The organism is Micromonospora sp. WMMD956 (assembly GCF_029626125.1).
Lineage (GTDB): Bacteria > Actinomycetota > Actinomycetes > Mycobacteriales > Micromonosporaceae > Micromonospora > Micromonospora carbonacea.
Genome location: NZ_JARUBI010000005.1, coordinates 7,408,547 through 7,425,777, shown reverse-complemented (window position 1 = coordinate 7,425,777; position 17,231 = coordinate 7,408,547). Strand labels below are relative to the sequence as shown.

At 70.7% G+C, this 17,231-nt stretch carries 17 protein-coding genes and 2 pseudogenes; 7 read left to right on the top strand and 12 right to left on the bottom strand.

What is annotated here, in order from left to right; translation table 11 throughout:
• Nucleotides 1-337: 337 nt before the first annotated feature.
• Together O7628_RS32130 and O7628_RS32125 are read right to left on the bottom strand one after the other, a co-directional pair.
• Entirely contained in the window at nt 338-757 is a 420-nt protein-coding gene (locus O7628_RS32130; protein WP_278127552.1) for a hypothetical protein, read from the bottom strand.
• Nucleotides 754-1,587 carry an IS5 family transposase gene (locus O7628_RS32125; RefSeq protein WP_278127551.1) on the bottom strand — a complete coding sequence of 278 codons (834 nt, stop codon included), beginning with the start codon at nt 1,585-1,587 and terminating at the stop codon, nt 754-756. The genes O7628_RS32130 and O7628_RS32125 overlap by 4 nt, the downstream gene beginning before the upstream one ends.
• Nucleotides 1,588-1,822: 235 nt before the next feature.
• Here O7628_RS32125 and O7628_RS32120 point away from each other — a divergent pair.
• The 6 genes and pseudogenes from O7628_RS32120 to O7628_RS32095 all read left to right on the top strand — a co-directional run.
• Nucleotides 1,823-2,039: pseudogene (locus O7628_RS32120) on the top strand (transposase); the annotation flags it as partial.
• Nucleotides 2,040-2,088: 49 nt separating this feature from the next.
• Nucleotides 2,089-2,868, top strand: coding sequence for a transposase family protein (locus tag O7628_RS32115; protein ID WP_278136285.1), 780 nt, complete (start codon nt 2,089-2,091; stop codon nt 2,866-2,868).
• Between the two features lie 94 nt (nt 2,869-2,962).
• The gene (locus O7628_RS32110; protein WP_278136091.1) at nt 2,963-3,565 is read left to right on the top strand and encodes a transposase; all 603 of its coding nucleotides are present in this window, start codon (nt 2,963-2,965) and stop codon (nt 3,563-3,565) included.
• Between the two features lie 314 nt (nt 3,566-3,879).
• Complete coding sequence (locus tag O7628_RS32105; RefSeq protein WP_278136090.1) at nt 3,880-4,500, top strand: hypothetical protein; 621 nt, start codon at nt 3,880-3,882, stop codon at nt 4,498-4,500.
• Nucleotides 4,501-4,720: 220 nt separating this feature from the next.
• On the top strand, nt 4,721-5,032 hold the full coding sequence (locus tag O7628_RS32100; protein WP_278136089.1) for a transposase: 312 nt from the start codon (nt 4,721-4,723) through the stop codon (nt 5,030-5,032).
• Complete coding sequence (locus O7628_RS32095; RefSeq protein WP_278136088.1) at nt 5,029-5,955, top strand: IS3 family transposase; 927 nt, start codon at nt 5,029-5,031, stop codon at nt 5,953-5,955. The genes O7628_RS32100 and O7628_RS32095 overlap by 4 nt, the downstream gene beginning before the upstream one ends.
• Before the next feature lie 354 nt (nt 5,956-6,309).
• Here O7628_RS32095 and O7628_RS32090 read toward each other — a convergent pair whose 3' ends face one another.
• Nucleotides 6,310-6,495: a hypothetical protein gene (locus O7628_RS32090; protein ID WP_278136087.1), complete on the bottom strand. Its 186-nt coding sequence runs from the start codon at nt 6,493-6,495 to the stop codon at nt 6,310-6,312.
• A 469-nt stretch (nt 6,496-6,964) separates the two neighbouring features.
• Here O7628_RS32090 and O7628_RS32085 point away from each other — a divergent pair.
• Nucleotides 6,965-7,099: pseudogene (locus tag O7628_RS32085) on the top strand (IS630 family transposase); the annotation flags it as partial.
• Nucleotides 7,100-7,200: 101 nt separating this feature from the next.
• On the opposite strand, the gene O7628_RS32080 reads toward O7628_RS32085, so the two are convergent.
• The 9 genes from O7628_RS32080 to O7628_RS32040 are packed head-to-tail and all read right to left on the bottom strand — an operon-like array spanning nt 7,201 to nt 17,231.
• Nucleotides 7,201-8,538: an MFS transporter gene (locus tag O7628_RS32080; protein ID WP_278136086.1), complete on the bottom strand. Its 1,338-nt coding sequence runs from the start codon at nt 8,536-8,538 to the stop codon at nt 7,201-7,203.
• On the bottom strand, nt 8,528-11,017 hold the full coding sequence (locus tag O7628_RS32075; RefSeq protein WP_278136085.1) for a condensation domain-containing protein: 2,490 nt from the start codon (nt 11,015-11,017) through the stop codon (nt 8,528-8,530). Before O7628_RS32075 ends, O7628_RS32080 begins: the two co-directional genes overlap by 11 nt.
• Complete coding sequence (locus tag O7628_RS32070) at nt 11,014-11,526, bottom strand: flavin reductase family protein (RefSeq protein ID WP_278136084.1); 513 nt, start codon at nt 11,524-11,526, stop codon at nt 11,014-11,016. The genes O7628_RS32075 and O7628_RS32070 overlap by 4 nt, the downstream gene beginning before the upstream one ends.
• Entirely contained in the window at nt 11,523-13,085 is a 1,563-nt protein-coding gene (locus O7628_RS32065) for an amino acid adenylation domain-containing protein (protein WP_278136083.1), read from the bottom strand. Before O7628_RS32065 ends, O7628_RS32070 begins: the two co-directional genes overlap by 4 nt.
• On the bottom strand, nt 13,082-14,002 hold the full coding sequence (locus O7628_RS32060) for a hypothetical protein (protein ID WP_278136082.1): 921 nt from the start codon (nt 14,000-14,002) through the stop codon (nt 13,082-13,084). The genes O7628_RS32065 and O7628_RS32060 overlap by 4 nt, the downstream gene beginning before the upstream one ends.
• Nucleotides 14,002-14,658, bottom strand: coding sequence for a 4'-phosphopantetheinyl transferase superfamily protein (locus O7628_RS32055; RefSeq protein ID WP_278136081.1), 657 nt, complete (start codon nt 14,656-14,658; stop codon nt 14,002-14,004). Before O7628_RS32055 ends, O7628_RS32060 begins: the two co-directional genes overlap by 1 nt.
• Nucleotides 14,655-15,821: an acyl-CoA dehydrogenase gene (locus O7628_RS32050; protein WP_278136080.1), complete on the bottom strand. Its 1,167-nt coding sequence runs from the start codon at nt 15,819-15,821 to the stop codon at nt 14,655-14,657. Before O7628_RS32050 ends, O7628_RS32055 begins: the two co-directional genes overlap by 4 nt.
• The gene (locus O7628_RS32045; protein ID WP_278136079.1) at nt 15,814-16,974 is read right to left on the bottom strand and encodes an acyl-CoA dehydrogenase family protein; all 1,161 of its coding nucleotides are present in this window, start codon (nt 16,972-16,974) and stop codon (nt 15,814-15,816) included. Before O7628_RS32045 ends, O7628_RS32050 begins: the two co-directional genes overlap by 8 nt.
• A complete protein-coding gene (locus tag O7628_RS32040; RefSeq protein WP_278136078.1) occupies nt 16,971-17,231 on the bottom strand; it encodes a phosphopantetheine-binding protein in 261 nt (86 codons plus the stop codon). The genes O7628_RS32045 and O7628_RS32040 overlap by 4 nt, the downstream gene beginning before the upstream one ends.

Sequence of the window (17,231 nt, the reverse complement as noted above, 5' to 3'; positions counted from 1 at the left end):
ACGGGCCCCGCCGGAAGGACGGTCCCTACCGGGCGGGCATGCCGTGGATGACATGCACCGCTCAGATCTCGACTGTCAGGCCGATCGAACCCCCGGTTCGCCTGTCACGCTCTGACAGGAGCGGTCATCGGTGCATGCGGTAGGAGGGCTGCCCACGTGTCCTTTGCTGGCCTGCCCGTTCCGCAGCAATGCTCGCTTTTGTCGGGAACCGGACTGAACTCCTCGTTTAGGTATTCGTGGCCGTCTGGACGGGCTGAACTGCCGGTCTGAGAGGGTGGTTCGGGAGGCTTTGTCCGATGCGGGTTTGACGGTTCGTTAGCGGCCCTGGTGGTGGGGGTTACGCGGACGCCGTCGGCGGGGCCAGGGTGAACAGTCCGGCCTCGGGTTCGGTGAGGATCTGGCGGGCGACGAGGCGTTTGAGCTTCGCGCGGAGATTCTCGGTGTCCTTCGCGGTGGTGCCGGCGGCGAGGGCCTGGCAGATGTCCTTGGCGCGCATCGGTGCGTTGGCGCCGTGGAACACGGCGAGGATCTGTTGGTAGGCGGGGCTGGCGACGGTCGGGTCAGCAGGTGCCGCCGGATCGAGTGGGCCGCCCAGGCTCAGGAGCGTCTTGCGGGTGATGGCGAGTTCGGCGACCTCGGTCTCGGCCGCGGTGAGCTGCTCGTCGAGGGAAGCGATCTGGGCGCGGAGCCGCTCGACGGCCAGGCCGGCGGCGTTCTCGCGTTCGGTGAGCAGGGCCAGCAGCGTCGGCTGCGTCACCGTTGGTCGCGCCAGGACGTGGTGGCGGTGCCGGTCAACCGGCGGATGAGGTTCGCCGTCGAGGCCCACCAGGTGCGTGACACCGCGGAGGCGGGTCGGCTCTCGTACTCGCGGACCAGACGGCGGTGCAGCATCAACGTGCCGTTGGTCTGCTCCACCACCCACCGGCGCTTCACCGGCACGAACCCGGCCGTCGTGTCGGACCGCAGGACCTGCTCGACATCGATACCTCGGACCGCGCCGTGGATCTGCACGTCGTCTTTGAACCCGGCATCGACCCACGCCTTGGTCACCGTCGGCGTGTGCGCGAGGACGTTGTCCAGCAGCCTCACACCGATCGCATTGTCGGTGACCGACGCCGCGGTGACCACCACCGCGATGATCAACCCCAGCGCGTCCACCGCCAGGCCCCGCTTACGGCCCGGCACCTTCTTCGCCGCGTCCTTGCCGGTCGTCGCCGCCGGGACGTGGTTGGCCGCCCGAATCGACTGAGTGTCCAGCACCACCGCGGTCGGATCCTCCCGACGGCCGGCCTTCTCCCGCGCCTGACACCGCAGCAGATCATGAATCACCTGGTCAGTGCCGTCGTCACGCCACTGGGCGAAGTAGTAATACGTCGCGGACTTCGGCGGCAGATCGTGCGGCAGGTACGCCCACTGACAACCCGTCCGGTTCTGGTAGAAGATCGAATTCACGATCTCCCGCAGCTCGTAGCGACCCTGATGCCCCGACACCGACGGATGCCGGTCCTTCCACGCCTGCAGGAACGGACCCACCACCGCCCACTGCTCATCGGTCAGGTCACTCGGATACGCCGCACGCTCACCCATGATCAGCCCAACGCCGGCCGGACCTACCGGTTACGACCACGGCTCACATTCACATGCCAGCCCAAACCCATATTGGACGAAAGCTACCGAACCACCCTCTCAACGCGGGTAGGCTCTGGGCGGCGGGGTCCCGGCGCAGCGGACCCTGTGTTTCGGCCCCCGTTTACCCCCCGAAAACCTAAGAGAGCGTTTGGGATGTGTGCTCGTCGGGCGTGTCGCACAATGGGTGCGATCGATGGGCCGGGTTCGGTCGGTAGACGGGTATGGATCGAGTGCGGCGGTACCCGTCTGACCTGACCGATGCCGAGTGGGCGTTCGTCGAGCCGATGCTGCCGTCGCCGCAGTGGATGGGTAGGCCGGAGAAGCATCCTCGTCGGGCGATCGTCGACGGCATCCTGTACGTGGTGCGTACCGGCTGCGCGTGGCGGTACCTGCCGGTGGACTTCCCGCCTTAGGGATGTCTCGCAACTCGGTGGTGGGTCCATGGTGGATCATGTTGTGGTGCAGGTGATCACGGCGGCTCGCCCGGAGTGGATCTTCCCGTTCACCGGGCTGCAGCCCGCCCAGTTCCGCAGGCTGGTCAGGCTGGTCGCCGAACGTGGCGGGGACGCCATCGCCGACGGGCGGCCGGGCCGGCAGTGGTCCCTCGACCTCGCCGACCGGGTACTGCTGGTCGCCACGTACTGGCGCACGAACCTGACCATGCGGCAGATCGGCCCGCTGTTCGGGGTGTCGCACTCCGCCGCCCACCGGGTCATCGACACCCTCGGCCCCCTACTCGCCCTGGCCCCGGTCCGCCGACGCCGGATCGAACAGATCGCCATCGTCGACGGCACCCTGGTCCCGACCCGGGACCACCGGCTGGCCGCCCCGAGCAAGAACTACCGCTACTCGACGAACCTGCAGGTCGCCATCGACGCCCACACCCGCCTGGTCGTCGCCTTGGGTGACCCGCAGCCGGGCAACCGCAACGACACCATCGCCTACCGCACCTCCGGCATCGACCAGAAACTGGCCGGACGGCCCGTCATGGCCGACGGCGCCTACCGCGGCAACCCCGAGGTGATCATCCCGTACCGCAAACCCACCGACGGCACCGAACTACCCGACTGGAAGAAGGACCTGAACAAGCAACACCGCACGATCCGGGCGCAGGTCGAACACGCCCTGGCCCGCATGAAGACCTTCAAGATCCTCCGGGACTACCGACGCGCCGCCAGCACATTGACCGACACCGCTTCCGGCATCGCCCACCTCCACAACATCATCCTGCTCGGATGACACCGACACCGTTGACCAGCAGCCATCACCGAGTTACGAGACATCCCTTTGGCAGACGGTGTACTCCCACTTCCAGCGGTGGAACCGGCGGGGTGTGACCGAGCGGATCCTCACCGAGCTGCGGGAGCAGGTCCGCCTGGCCCACGACCGGCAGCCGCAGCCCACCGCCGGGATCATCGACTCCCAGTCGGTCAGGGCCGCGGACACCGTGCACTCCGACACCCGTGGCTATGACAGTGGGAAGAAGGTCAACGGTCGTAAACGGTTCATCGTGACCGACACCCTGGGCCTGCTGGTGACCGTCTGGGTCCTGGCCGCGTCGTGGCAGGACCGCGACGGCGCGAAGGGCGCCCTGCTCGCCACCTATGCGGCGACGCCGATCCGGCACGTGTTCGCCGACTCCGGGTTCGCCGGGCGTCTGGTCGACTGGGCCCGCGACATCCTGCGCACCACCCTGGAGATCGTCCGTAAGCCCGCCGACCAGCAAGGGTTCGTCGTGCACCGCCGCCGCTGGGTGGTGGAGAGGACCCTGGCCTGGCTCACCGCCCACCGCCGGCTGGCCCGCGACTACGAAACACGCCCCGCGACCTCGGAGGCCATGATCCGCTGGGCCGCGATCGCCGGCATGCTCGCCCGTCTCACCCGAGGCGGACCCGCCACCCGCCAACAACGCCGCACCTTCAACACACCCGACTGACAGACATGCGAAACGCTCTCTTAGGCTGGGCATGGGTCGGTCGGAGGTTGTGGAGCGCCGCCTCACCTCGTCGAGATGCCGAAGCATAGCCGTCGAGAGAACGTGCTGTACTGATAGCGGGGCGAGTTGGTTGTTGGCGATGTGCTTTGATCGAGAAGGGTCCGCTCAGAACAGTGATTAGGTGGAAGCGGTCATCGACTGGGCTTCTCATCCCGTCGCGATTCCTGGAGGACAGTGCGCCGCACGGATCTGAAAATTTGCAAGATCGACCGCCGGAAACGCGAAGTGGGAATGTTTTAACAGTAACGGGAGTCGTGCAGTCGATCACGTCTGTTATCTCAATTGTCGCCACCTTGTTCGCGTTGGTTGTTGCCTACGAATCACTTGAGGCTCAGCGTGCAATCAACCGCGACCAGATGGAACTAAACAAGGGGCAGCGAGAAAGGGATCGGCGGCGCAACGCAGAAAAGGTCAACCTGGTTGCCACGTCTCACCCAACGACATCCAGGCATGCGGCTACGCTAAAGGTTTTCAACCGGTCCACGTCACCCCTTATTGGGGTCAGGATTCGAGTCGTCGCGCTTATAATTCAGGGGGGCGAATCGAATCCAGCCACGAAGGCGCAACGACGCATGTGGCTCGCTTCCGATATTGCCCCCTGTTCGGTTGCCACCTTGAAGGTTGACAACCTTCCGCCAAATATCGTAAGGCCGGCCGAGAACACCAATATAGATGGACCGGTTGCTTGGGTCTTCCTGCTGACGTTTACTGATGTTGAATACGAGTGGACGATAGAAAACAACCGACTGCTCCCCCTTAGCCCCGACACTCTGGAAGAGGAATATCGACGGCTGGTCGGCGAAAGCCCATTCCCTGAGCTGGAAATCCGGGAGGCGGAAACCGTAGGCCCAGGCGAGGCGCTCGATTGTGTGTAGCCGAGGCGGCCCCATTTGGGCTCGATGGCCGCAATTCCCAAGCTGACAGGCGGCCCGGTGCCCGCGTGCCCGTTGGGATGGCCGACGGCGGTCAAGGGCCGGTCGGCTCCTAGACGTGGCGACGCAGGTCAAGCCAGGTCGTTGTCGAGCGACTTTGAGCTGCCCCCGTTTTCATGGAGCTTCGTAATCATGGTCTGATGGCCGTGGGGAGGAAGTTTCTGTGGCGGCACCGAAGAAGTACCCCGATGAGCTGCGTCAGCGCGCTGTGCGTTTGTACCGCGAGTCGGACCCGAAGCCGGTGATCCGGCGCCTGGCTGAGCAGCTTGGTGTGCATCACGAGGCGTTGCGGAACTGGATCCGGCAGGCCGAGGCCGACGCGGGCGAGCGCGACGATCGGCCCAGCAGCGACACGCTGGCCGAGAACCGCCGGCTGCTGAAGGAGAACGCGGAGCTACGCCGGGCGAATGAGATCTTGAAGGCCGCGAGCGCGTATTTCGCGGCGGAGCTCGACCCGACCCGGCGACGGTCATGAGGTTCGTCCATGAACATCGTGACCAGTTCGCGGTCGCGCTCCTACTACGGGTCCTCAACATCGGCGCCTCGACGTACTACGCGTGGGTGAAGCAGGCCGAGCAGCCCTGCGACCGCGACGTGGTCGACCTGGGCCTGCTGTCGAACATCTACGAGATCTGGGAGACATCGGGGCGCACCTACGGCGCGGACCGGGTCCACCGGCAGCTACGCCGTGACGGTATCCGCGTGGGCCGCAAGCGCGTCGAGCGGTTGATGGCCGGCCAGGGTTGGCAGGGGGCGTTCCTGCGTCGAGGCTGGCGTGGCGGCTCGACGCGGCAGGATCCCCGGCACACGCCAGCGCCGGATCTGGTCAACCGGCAGTTCACCGCCGACGGGCCGAACCGGCTGTGGGTCGCCGACGCTACGCGCATCCCCTGCGATCAGGGCGTGTTCTGGCTGGCTGCGGTCCGCGATGTGTTCTCCCGCCGGATCGTCGGGTGGAAGACGTCCGACCGCTGCGACACCGACCTGATCCTCGCCGCCCTCGAATACGGCATCTGGTCGCGTGACGTCCGCGACGGCCAGTTGATCCACCACAGCGACCGCGGGTCGAACTACACGTCGTTCCGCTTCGCGGAACGCCTAAAGGACAACGGGATCCTGCCCTCGATGGGCTCCGTCGGCGACTCGTACGACAACGCGCTGATGGAGAACTTCTGGTCCACGCTGAAGATCGAGCTCGTCTACCGCACAAGCTGGCGGACCCGCGATGAGGCCGAGAATGCGATCTTCGCCTACATCGACGGGTGGTACAACACCCGCCGCATCCAGAAGGAACTGGGCGACCTCAGCCCCGACGAGTACGAGACCTCCTGGCACCACCAACAGACCAACCTGACCGAGCCAGATATCGTCACCCCTGCACCGACCGGCAGCAGGTAACCACCGCTCCATCAAAGCGGGGGAAGCTCAGGACTAATTAATAAGATGAACGAGCAGCCGCCCGCCCAAGACGGGGTGATAAGAACCGCGGCACGGGCTTGCCGTGGTTTCCGGGCCGAGAGCAATGCCAGCCCTGGTCGCGGCACCGTACGAACGCCCGGAAGCTTGGATCTCCATCACGTCCATGACCAGCGTTGGAGTCGCTCTTGGTCTGGAAACTAGGGGCGGTCCATCAGGCGGCCAACCCGCGGAAGAAGGGTTCCAGGGGCGGCCGGCCCAGCCTCGGTGGTGCGCCCTTCGGCGTCACGGGCCCGCCGCTCGGCTACCGCCAAGGAAGAGCGCGAAGAGCACCTTTCACCAGTCTGGGTTCGGGATCTCTTTCGGCAGGCTCGACACCGCGATGACGTCGTCGACAAGCCGGCGGGCGACGGCTTCCAGAACGTGTCGGGCGACGCCACCGGGGCTGGCCCGACTGGCTACCCCGTGCGGCGGCTTGGCGCCGCAACGCTGCAGCGGATGCGCGGTCAAGGCCAGCACCACCCGCCCGGCATCCGCCTAGCTCACCTCACCCATCCGAAGCCCTGGATGTTCGACAGCCCCAGACCCCATTCGCGCAGCGCACCGATCAGCCGGGCGTCGGCGTCGAGTCGCACCGTCGCCGTCGCGCCGATCCGGATGCCGCCGGAGACGTCGAATCGTCGGCGTGGCCCTGCCGCGAGGACCGTCGACCGCCCTTGCGGCGGCCAGGTACGACTGGGTCGCCTCCCGCAGGACCTCGTTTCCACTGGCGGTGGTCTCGAACCGGTCCGCCAACTCGGTGAGCCTGGCCGGGTCGACGGGGTCGGGCCGGGTCAGGCGTAGCCAGCCGGCACGAACCCCGGCGCCGTCCCACACCCGAGTACGGTCCGTGTCGAGCCGGGCGGCGACGACGCCGAACCCGTACGGCTTGCCGGCGCCGAGCCGCAGCGGAGCCGCTTCTCCACGGGTGAGCAGCCAGATCAACGCCGACCTGGAAGCCGACGTAGCCGCCTGGATCGACGCATGGAACGCCAACCCCAAGCCCTTCGTCTGGACCAAGACGGCTGACGACATCCTCGAAACCATCACCACATACTGCCAACGAATTAACGACTCAGCACACTAGCCGCGCCCGCCCGACCGCACCTGGCCACCCGACCGCCCGGCCGCTCCGGCGCTGATCATCGTGCCGGGGCGGTCGGGCGGGCAGGGTGACGCGGGGCGGGCTCAGCGCTCGGCGGAGGTCGCCTCCGCCAGCAGCTCGGGGCGGATCACCACGAAGAACGGGACGATCAGCACCGCCGCAACGAGGGCGAACAGGGCGAACGTCACCCGCAGCCCGAACAGCTGGGCGACCGCTCCGCCGATCGCCGCACCGACCGGCATCGCCCCCCAACTGAACAACCGGGCCGCCGCGTTGTACCGGCCGAGCAACTCGTCGGGGACCAGCGCCTGGCTGATGGTCCGGGAGTTCACCGTCCAGAGCACCCCACCCATGCCGCCCAGGAACGCGGCCACGGAAACCGCGACGACGTTCGTGGTGACCGCCGGAATCCCGACCATGACCACCGTGCCGAGCAGGTCGCCGAAGAGCGCCCACCGCTGCCCGAGCAGCCGGTTGATCCAGCCGACGGTGGCGGCACCCACCAGGCCGCCGACGCCGAGCATGCTCAGCATCAGGCCATACTCCTGGGGACTGGCGCGCATGACCTGGGTAGCCATCAGCGGCATCAGCGCCAGCCAGACGGCCCAGGCCGAGCAGAGCACCGTCAGCGCGAGCGCCATGAAGCGCAGCAGCCGCTGCCGCCAGAGGAAGGACAACCCCTCCACGATCTGGCGCCGTACCTTGGGAGGCTCGTCACCGGTCACGGCCACCGGCCGGAACCGGCCCACCAGCAGCACCAGCAGCAGGGCGCCGGCCACGTACGCGACAGCCGTCGCGCCGAGCGCGATCGCGCTGCCGAGCGCGACCAGCAGGCCGCCGACGAACGGGCCGGCGAACTCGTTGCAGACGGTCTCCGCCCCGGCGATCCACGCGTTGGTCCGCTCCCGGCCGGAACGCGGCACGGCCGCCGGGATCATCGCCACGGCGGCGGTCAGCGCGACCACCTCCGCCACCCCGAGGACCAACCCACCGACATACAGCGCGGGCATGGTGAGCCCGTCGGCGAGATAGAGCCAGGCGAGGGTGACCACGACCAGCGTCCGGGCGCCGTCGGCCAGCCAGAGCAGCCGTCGTCGGTCGAACCTGTCGACCAGCACACCGACGTGCAGGGAGGCCAGCAGCCAGGGCAGAGTCAGCGTGATCGCCACCCCGGCGACCTGCGCTGGTGAACTGGTCAACTGGGTCGCCAGCAGCGGCAGCACGATCTTGGTGACGCCGTCGGCCAGGTTCGTCAGGGCCGTGAAGGCGACCAGGGCGAACGAGTTGCGCGCACCGGCGACCGGGGAGGGCGTCGCCGAGGTGTCCGGCGGTTTCCCTGCCTGGTGCGGACCGGCGGTCAGCACCGTCCCGCTGTCGGCGGCGACACTGGCATCGGTCGTCGACCGCTCGTTACCGGTCACCGATCGATGCTCCAACCTCGACGGTCGACTCGGCCAGCTTTGTCAACGCGGCGGCGATGCCCCGGACGGAGGGCTCCTTCATTGCGGCGTAATGGTCGGTGTCCACATCGACGACGATAGTGCCCGAACCGAGCAGTGTGGTCCACCCCTCGACATCGGCGTGGCCGAGTTCGGCGTCCACCAGGACGGCCGGGGTGTCGACCGGCTCGGTCGACACGTAACCGCCCATCGCCCGCCAGTGCCGGACCATCGCCGTGAGCCGGTGCCGCAGCACCTCGATCGGCACCGGCGAGCCGTGCCCGTGCAGGAGCGCGTCGAGCACCCCGAGACCGTGCTCCACGTCGTCGTCGTCGAGCCGCAGGCGCGGCGGCACCAGGTGCCCGGCGTCGATCGAGCGCAGGATCACGCCGACGAAGGCCTCCAGATCCCCCTCGTCGTCGTTGGCGGGCGCGCCGTCCGGTGGCGACGAGTCGACGATCAGCAGCCGAGGGGGTTGGACACCCTGCTGGCGCAGCCGCAGGGTGATCGCGTAGGCGACCAGCCCGCCGAACGACCAGCCGCCGATGATGTCCGGCAGTCTCGGCTGGGCGAGCAGCGCCGAGGCGTACCGCTCGGCCAGCGCCGGCACGGTCCAGGCGTCGTCGTCCGGTGCGCCGGTGATCCGCCAGGACTGCGGCAGTGCCGCCACCAGCTCCCGGTAGATGGAGTGGTCGGCACCGCCCGCCGGACGGATCAGGTGCAGGTGCACCCCGTCGCCGGTCCCGGCGCGCAGTGTCGCGTCTCCCGCCGGGCCGTCCATTTCGGCCGTTTCGGTACCGGTGCCGGGTGGCCCGCTGAGTGTGATCAGCCGGCCGAGGGTCGGCCGGTCCAGCCACTCCAGCACGTCGACCGGTGCGCCGGTGTGCCGTTCGATCTCCGCCATCAGGTCGAAGACCTGCAACGAGTGGCCGCCGAGGTCGAAGAAGTCGGTGTCGGCCGTCGCCTCGTCGACCCGCAGCGTCCGTCGCCACAGCCCGGTGACGACGTCCGCGACCGGGTTCACCGGCCCGACCGTCGATCCGTCCGCTACCGGAGGGCCCGCTGACCCGTTCGCCGGCCCGACCCGATGCGCCGACGCGATCCGGTACGCCGGTGCGGTGCGGGAGGCCACCCGGAGCGCTTGCACCGGCACGTCGGCCCGGCCGCCGTGCGCGAGCACCCCGTCGAGGTCGGCGAGGAACCGCAACACCGTCGCCGCGTCGAACCGGCCGGTGTCGTACTCCACCTCGACGGTGGTGCCGTCGGGGTGCTCGAAGACGCCGAGGGCGAGATCGTTGGTTGCCCCGGTGCTGGGGCTCGCCAGCAGCTCGGTCTCCCGGTCACCGAGCCGCACACTGCCGCCGATGTGACCGTGGTAGGTCAGCAGCACCGCCGGCATGGCACCGATGCGTTCGCGTGCCTCGACCGGCAGGGCGGCGTGCATCACCGCGTACGGCACCTGCTGGTGCTCCAGGCCATCCCAGAAGTCGTCCCGGGCCCGGCCCACCACCTCGTCCAAGGTGTCGTCGTCGTGTACGGTGCCGGCGGCTACCACCACGTTGGTCAGGTATCCCACGCACCGTTCGTCGCGCTCGCCGAGCCGGTTCGCCACCGCGACACCGACGGCCACCCGGGTACCGGCACCACCCCGGGCGAGGACGACGTGCACGGCGGCCAGATATCCGGCGATCGGCGTCATACCACCCCGCTTGGTCAACCCCCGCACCCCGTCGACGGCGGCCGGGCTCAGCCGGTGACGCAGCACCGCGCCGGGTGACCCGAGGTCGTCGGGGGCCCGGCCGGCCGGAGCCCGGTCGGGGAGCACCGTGGCGCAGGCGACCGGCTCCCCGCCGCCGAGGTGCCGCACCCAGAAGTCGATGCTCTCCTGCCAGCTCCCGTCGGCGAGCGCCGTCCGGGCGGCCCGCGCGTGCGGCAGGAACGGCACCGGCTCGCTGTCGAAGGCGGTCGACGCACCGCCCGGCCGGCGGCTCTCGATGTCGTACGCCTGAGCCAGCTCCTTGACGACCCGCTGCACCGACCAGCCGTCGAGCACCGCGTGGTGGACGGTGAGCAGCAACTCGTGCCGGTCGCCGACGGTGACCAGGCAGAGCCGGGCCAGCGGTGCCCGCCCCAGCTCGAACGGCCGACGGTGGGTGTGCGTGGCGACCAGGTCGAACAGGTCGGTGCCGGCCGGCGCGGCCGGTGCCGGCCAGGCCAGCTCGGTGAGTACGGCCGGAGCCGTCGCGGAGATCTCCTGCCAGACCGCGCCGTCGTGGGCGACCAGCGCGGTGCGCAGCGCCTCGTGCCGGTCCACCACGGCCTGCCAGGCCCGGCCGAGCACCGTCGGGTCGAGGTCGCCGACGGCCATCCGCCAGGTGAGGTTGTAGAGGTCCTTACGCGTCGACCGCTGCTGCACCCACCAGAGCGCCTCCTGTTGCGGGGCGGACGGTTCCACGGTCATGGCAACTCCCGGAGCAGACGGTGCGGTTGACGTTCGTACGAGACGAGTGGGCCCTCCCCGGTGCCCGCCTCGGCGTGCAGCACCTGGCCGATGACCAGGGTGTGGTCGAGCAGCGGGGCGGTGCCCAGCACCCGGCAGACCACGCTGCTGGCGGCCTGGGTGAGCAGCGGGACGCCGTACCGGTGCTCGATCGGCACGTCGTCGAAGCGGTGCTGCGGCGCCCCGGTGGCGAACCGGGCACAGAGCGCCCACTGCCCCCGGGCGAGCACGTTGACCGCGAAGGTGCCGGCGTCGAGGATCGCCCGCAGGGTCCGGCTGCCGGAGTCGAACGAGACCCCGATGCTCGGCGGGTCTGCCGAGATGGACAGGACCGATGTCGCGGTGCAGCCCACCGGCTGCTCGGCGGTGCCGGTGGTGACCACGGTGACGGTGGCGGCGAACCGGATCATGGCGTCCCGGAAGGCGGCCGGCGACAGCGTGGTGTCGACGGCGGCGGGTGGCTGCCTCATCGGGCCAGCACCTCCGCGAGCGCCCGCCGGTCGATCTTGCCGTTGGCGTTGAGCGGGAAGTCGTCGAAGGCCGCCAGGGTGGTGGGCACCATGTAGGCGGGGAGCCGGCCGCGCAACGCGGCCAGCAGGGTCTCCCGGTCCTGCGGGGTGCCGGTGTAGGCGGCGTCGAGGACCTGCTCGCCACCGGGCCCGCTCCGGGCGACGACGATCGCCTCGCGTACCCCGGGCTGTTCCCGGAGAACGGCCTCGACCTCGCCCAGCTCGACCCGGTACCCCTGGATCTGCACCTGGTGGTCTAGTCGACCACAGTGGACGAAGCCGTCGGCGGTGACCCGGACCCGGTCCCCGGTGCGGTACCAGTGCGCGTCGGTGAGCGGCGTGGCCGGGTCGTACGCCGTCGCGGTGCCGCCGTCGTGGGCCAGGAACCGGCCGGCGTTGTCGGCCGGATCGAGATAGCCCGGGAAGCGCTGCGCGCCACGGACGCACAACTCACCCTCGCCGGCCGGACAGCCGTCCTCGTCGAGCACCAGATACTCCAGCCCGGCGAAGCCGGTGCCGATCGGCACGGTGCCGTTCGGTGGGGCGGGCCACCGGTCGGGATCCCGGGGCAGCGCGTACCCGGTGCAGGTGACGGTCAGCTCGGTCGGGCCGTAGCCGTTCTCCACCACGCTGGCCGGTGCCGCAGCCGCCCAGGCCCGCGCCTGCTGGAGGGTGAACGGCTCGCCGGCGAACATGCTGCGCCGCAACGTCGGCATCGAGTCCGGCGGCAGGGCCCGCAGCCGCTGGGCGAAGGAGATCACCGAGGGCACCGAGAACCAGTGCGTCAGGCTGCGGCGCTGGACGAAGCGGACCGGGGTCAGGATGTCGTTGCGGCCGGGTACGACGAGCGTAGCGCCGGAGCCGAACGTGGCGAACAGGTCGAGCACCGAGACGTCGAAGGTGAGGTCGAAGGTCTGCGAGACCCGGCAGCCCGGCCCGAGGCCGAGACGCTCGATGATATGACCCAGGTAGGCGCAGACGTTGCGATGCCGGATCGGCACCCCCTTCGGCACCCCGGTCGAGCCGGAGGTGAACAGGATGTACGCCAGCTCGGTCGGCGCCGGCTCGGCAGCGGCCGGCAGCGGGCCCGCGGCGGCCGGCTCCCCGGTGGCCAGCGTCGCGTCGTCGACCGTCAGCAGCGGCGTCGGCAGCTCGGCCGCGGCGCCGCCGGCCTGGGCCAGGACCAGGTCCAGCTCGGCCGCTCGGGTGATCGCCGCATTGCGCGCGGCCGGAAAGGACGGATTCAGCGGTACGACGGCACTGCCGAGCCGGGTCACGGCGAGGTAGCCCGCGTAGGCGGCGAGGGTGCGGCCGGCGAGCAGCCCGACCCGGGCGGGCCGGCGTCCCCCGTTCGCCTCGATCAGCCCGGCGGCCAACCGTCCGGCGATCGACTCCAGCCGGGCGTAGCTGACGACGTGCTCGCCGACCTCGAGCGCCGTCGCGGACGGGTGCAGGGCGGCCGAGCGGGCGAACCAGCCATAGAGCGAGGTCGGATGCGGGGGTCCGGAGGCAGCGGTCATGGCGACTCCTCGATCGTGGCGACGCAGGCGGGCAGGGTGCTGATCAACTGGTCGAAGGCCTGTGTCAGTACGCCGGGGCGGGGCCGGCCACGAGTGGCCGAGTCGGCGGCGAAGCGCAGGGCACGCGGCAACTGCTCCCAGGCGTCGCACGCGACCTGGGCCGCGTGCGGGTCGATCCGGCCGGCGGCGGCGTGCTCGCCGTGCCGGTACCGGAAGTGCCGGCTGGCCGCCCAGAGGTCCTCGATGTGCCGAGCGAGCAGCTGACCGTTGGCGAGCAGGGTCTGTGCCACGTGCCGCAGCGCGGCGCCCGGCTCGTCGATCCAGGTCCCCTCCCGGGTGGTGGCCGCGTCGGGGTGGCGGGCCAGCCAGCGGACGTGGGTCACCGGGGGCAGCTCGACCGGCGTGCCGAGCGCGTACCGGTCTCGGTCGACCTGCTCGGGGGCCGGGTCGGCGATCGGTCGCAGGGCCGCCGACAGTTGCGCGTCGTCTAACCACCCGAGGTACGGGTCCTGCCACCCGGCCGGGGTCAGTGCGGCGAAGTGGTCGGCGACCAGCCAGCGCCCCTGGTCGTGCTCGCGCAGTAGCAGCCAGTGTGGTGCGTGCGTCCGGCCGTATGACGGCGACCAGGGAAGCTGGTACGTGTCACCGCAGGCGAGCACCTGACCGGCCTCGGCCAGCTCGGCGCGCAGCTCCGCCCGCGCCGGTTCCCAGGCCGGTGCCGAGCGGTAGGTCAGGCCGTACCCCCGGTCGTCCACGTCCAGTCGCGGGTGGTGCGAGAACGCGAGCCCGTCCGGCAGGTCGGTCCGGACGGCGAGCCGGACACCGTCGGCCAGCCGCTGCCGCACCGCCGGGTCGGTCGGCTCCAGACAGGCCACCAGGTTGGTGGTATAGCAGGTCAACTCCGGATACCCGAGCATCATCGGCTCCCTGGGAGTGGGGCGTAGGCACAGCTGAACGGGATGTCGGACGCCTCACGCAGGCTGGTCCAGCGGTAGCGCCCCCAGCGCCCGTGGTGGGCGTAGGGCCGGACGTCGATCGACCACGGCTGGCCGGCCATCCCGGTGCCGGCAGCCTTGACGCACGCCTCCTGCACCGTCCACACCCAGGCCAGCTCGGTGGCCCGGTGGCGCATCGGGAGTCGAGCCAGCTCGTCGGTGTGCTGCCGCAGGCAGCGGTGCAGCAGCGAGTCCGGCACCGTGTCGGCCGGATGTTGCACGTCGACCCCGACGGTGTGGCCCACCGCCACGCCGGCCGCCACACTACCGGCGTCGTGGGCGATGCTGATCCCGACGTACGGCCAACCGACCAGGTACGGCCGGCCGCTGTCGGCGTACGCGACGGTCGCGTCCCGGGCCTCCGGAAGCACCTCGGCGAGGAGGTGGCGCAACGCGGCACGCCCGGCGAGGAGTTCGGCCCGGCGCCAGGGCGGCAGGCCCTCCAGACCGGCTCGGTCCCCCGCCACCGGACCGGACGATCCGTCGGCGGCGCGGTCCACCGGACCGGGCGATGTGTCGGCGGCCGGTACGAGCAGCACCGTGATGCCCGGCCGGAGCCGCACCCGTACGCTGTTCATCGGTCGATCCGCCGCAGGATCGCGTCGACGTGGTCGGCGACCACGCCGAGCACCACCTCGGTGGTGCCACCGCCGATACCGAAGACGGCGGCCTCGGCCCGCAGCCGCTGGGCCCCGCCGACGGCGAACCCGTCGGCGCCCTGCAACTGGGCGCACTCGGCGAGCACCACCTCGACGGTCGGCCCGACCGCCGCCTTGAGCAGCGCTCCGGCCGCACCGTCGGAGTCGACGGCGGCGGGGCCCAGCACCCGGCAGAGCGCGTCGAGCTTGACCACCTCGGTCAGGCAGCGGGCGAGGCGCTGCCGGACGGCGTCGGAGTGCCACAACGGGGCGTCGGCGACGTGCCGCCGGAGCAGCCGGGCCCGGGTGTCGGCGATGACCCGCCGGCAGAGCGCCACCGCCCAGAGCGCACCGGCGAGCCGCTCGGTGGCCATTCGCCGGGCGAAGAGCGGCAACCCCAGGCCGGTACGCCCCAGCAGGCGCGCCCCGGGCAGTCGGACCCGGTCCAGCTCGACGTGGCCGACCCCGGAACCGCCGAACAGGTCGGTGTCGGCGGCGGTCACGGTGACCCCGGGCGCCCCGGCGGGCACCAGCACCCAGCTGAAGCAGGTGAAGTGTCGGCCCGGCCGTTGCCGGGCGAGCACCAGCAGATGATCGGCCCGGGTCGCCCCGGTGATCCACCTCTTGGTGCCGCTGACGGTCAGGACACCGTCGGCGCCGGACTCGACGGTGGTGGCCAGCGCGGTGAGGTCGGAGCCGGCGCCGGCGTCGGTGGCCGCGAGTGCCACGGTGGCGGCGCCGGAGAGCACCCGCTTCAGGGCCTCGGTGGCCGGCGGTGACCCGGCGGCGAACTCGGCGAGCAGCGGCACGGCGGTCGACGCCTGGACCAGGACGGAGAGGGTCACCCCCGGGGGCCGGGCGGCGTCCAGGGTGGACAGGGTGGTGGCCAGCGCGTCCGGGTCGATCCGGTGACCCGGACGACCCGGCGCGTAGAACCGGTCGAGCAGGCCACCGGTGCCCAGCGCGCGCCAGACCGCGCACCCGTCGGCGTCCGGCGGCACCGGACCGAGCACGGCGTCCAGGTCGGCGCGGAGGTCCGGTGACCGGCCGTCGGGGTCGGCCGGTGCCCGGGAGGCGACGGCCAGCGCCGGCCCGCTAGACAAGGTGCACGTCCGGGTCGAGCAGGGCCAGCTTGCCGTCGGCCAGGTGCAGCCGGTCGTTGCTGTAGTTCAGCGCCGCCGACCGCAGGTCACGGTGGGCGCGTTCCAGCCCGGTGACCGAGCCGCGCAGGTACCCGTGGCGCAGCCCGACCGCGTCGATGAGCGCCTCGACGGCCTGGTAGCACTGCTCGGCGGCGGTGATCTTCAGCGCGTTGAGCAGCAACTGCACCCGGGGTACGGACAGCTCCGGCGCCGACTCGACGACGTCGGCGGTGTGCCAGAGCAGCGCGTGCACCGTGTCGACCCGTTGGCGGGCCGTCGACAGGCGGGTGAGCAGCAGCTCGGAGTCGAGGTCGGCGCTGCCCCGGCCGGTCGGGCTGCGCAGCATCCGCAGCACCCGGGAGAGCGCCCCGGTCGCGGTCCCCAACCAGCACGCGGACCAGCCCAGGTGTGCCAACGGGGCGAAGGTCTGGAGGGCGATCTGCCGGAAGCCGCCCTGCCCACCGAGGACCTGGTGTTCCGGCACCCGGCCGGTGAGCCGCAACGCGAGGCTGTGACTGGCCCGCATGCCCATCGGCTGCCAGTCGCCGGACGCGGTCACCTCCAGTTGGTCGCGGTGGGCGTAGACCAGCGAGACCTGGTTGGCCGAGCGGGCACCGGGGCTGCGCATGGTGACCAGGAACCCGTCCGCGACCGCGCCACCGGTGACGATCGGGGCGAACCGGTCGATGGTCAGCTCGCCGGCCGCCACGCCGAGTTCGGTCTCGGAGCTGAGCAGGTGGCCGCCCTTGCCGGCCTCGGTGGTGACCGAGGCGAGATAGACCCGACCGGCGGCGATCTCCGGCAGCAGTTCGTCGGCGAGCTTCGGCTCGGCGTGACCGACCACCGCGGCGACTTGCTGGCAGTGCATCACGAAGATCATCGCCAGGGACATGTCGACCCGGCCGAGCTGGATGCTGGCGGCGAGCACGTCGCGCAGGTTGCCGCCCAGGCCACCGTGCGCCTGGTCGACCAGCAGGCCGAGCAGGCCCGTGACCCGCAGCTCGTCGAGGGCCTCGACGGGAAAGCTGGCCAGGTCGTCGGTCTTGTCGACGTGCCCGGCCGCCACCGCGCAGACCCGCTCGACCAGCGCGGTCGCCTCCGGCCGGGCGGTCACGACGTCACCACGGAGTCGCCCATGGCGCGCGAGACGACCTGCCACAGGCTGCCGGCGGTGGCGAAGGTGTGCTCGGTGAGCGCGTCGTCCGGCAGGACCACGGCGAAGGTGTCCTCCACCGCGAACATCAACTCGATCGCCTGCATCGAGTCGAGGCCCAGCTCGCGCAGGTCCGACTCCTCGGTGATCGGCTCGCCGGCGGCGAACGGCAGGAAGGGCTCCAGCATGGCGACGAAGCGCGGGTCCAGGGTGCTCAT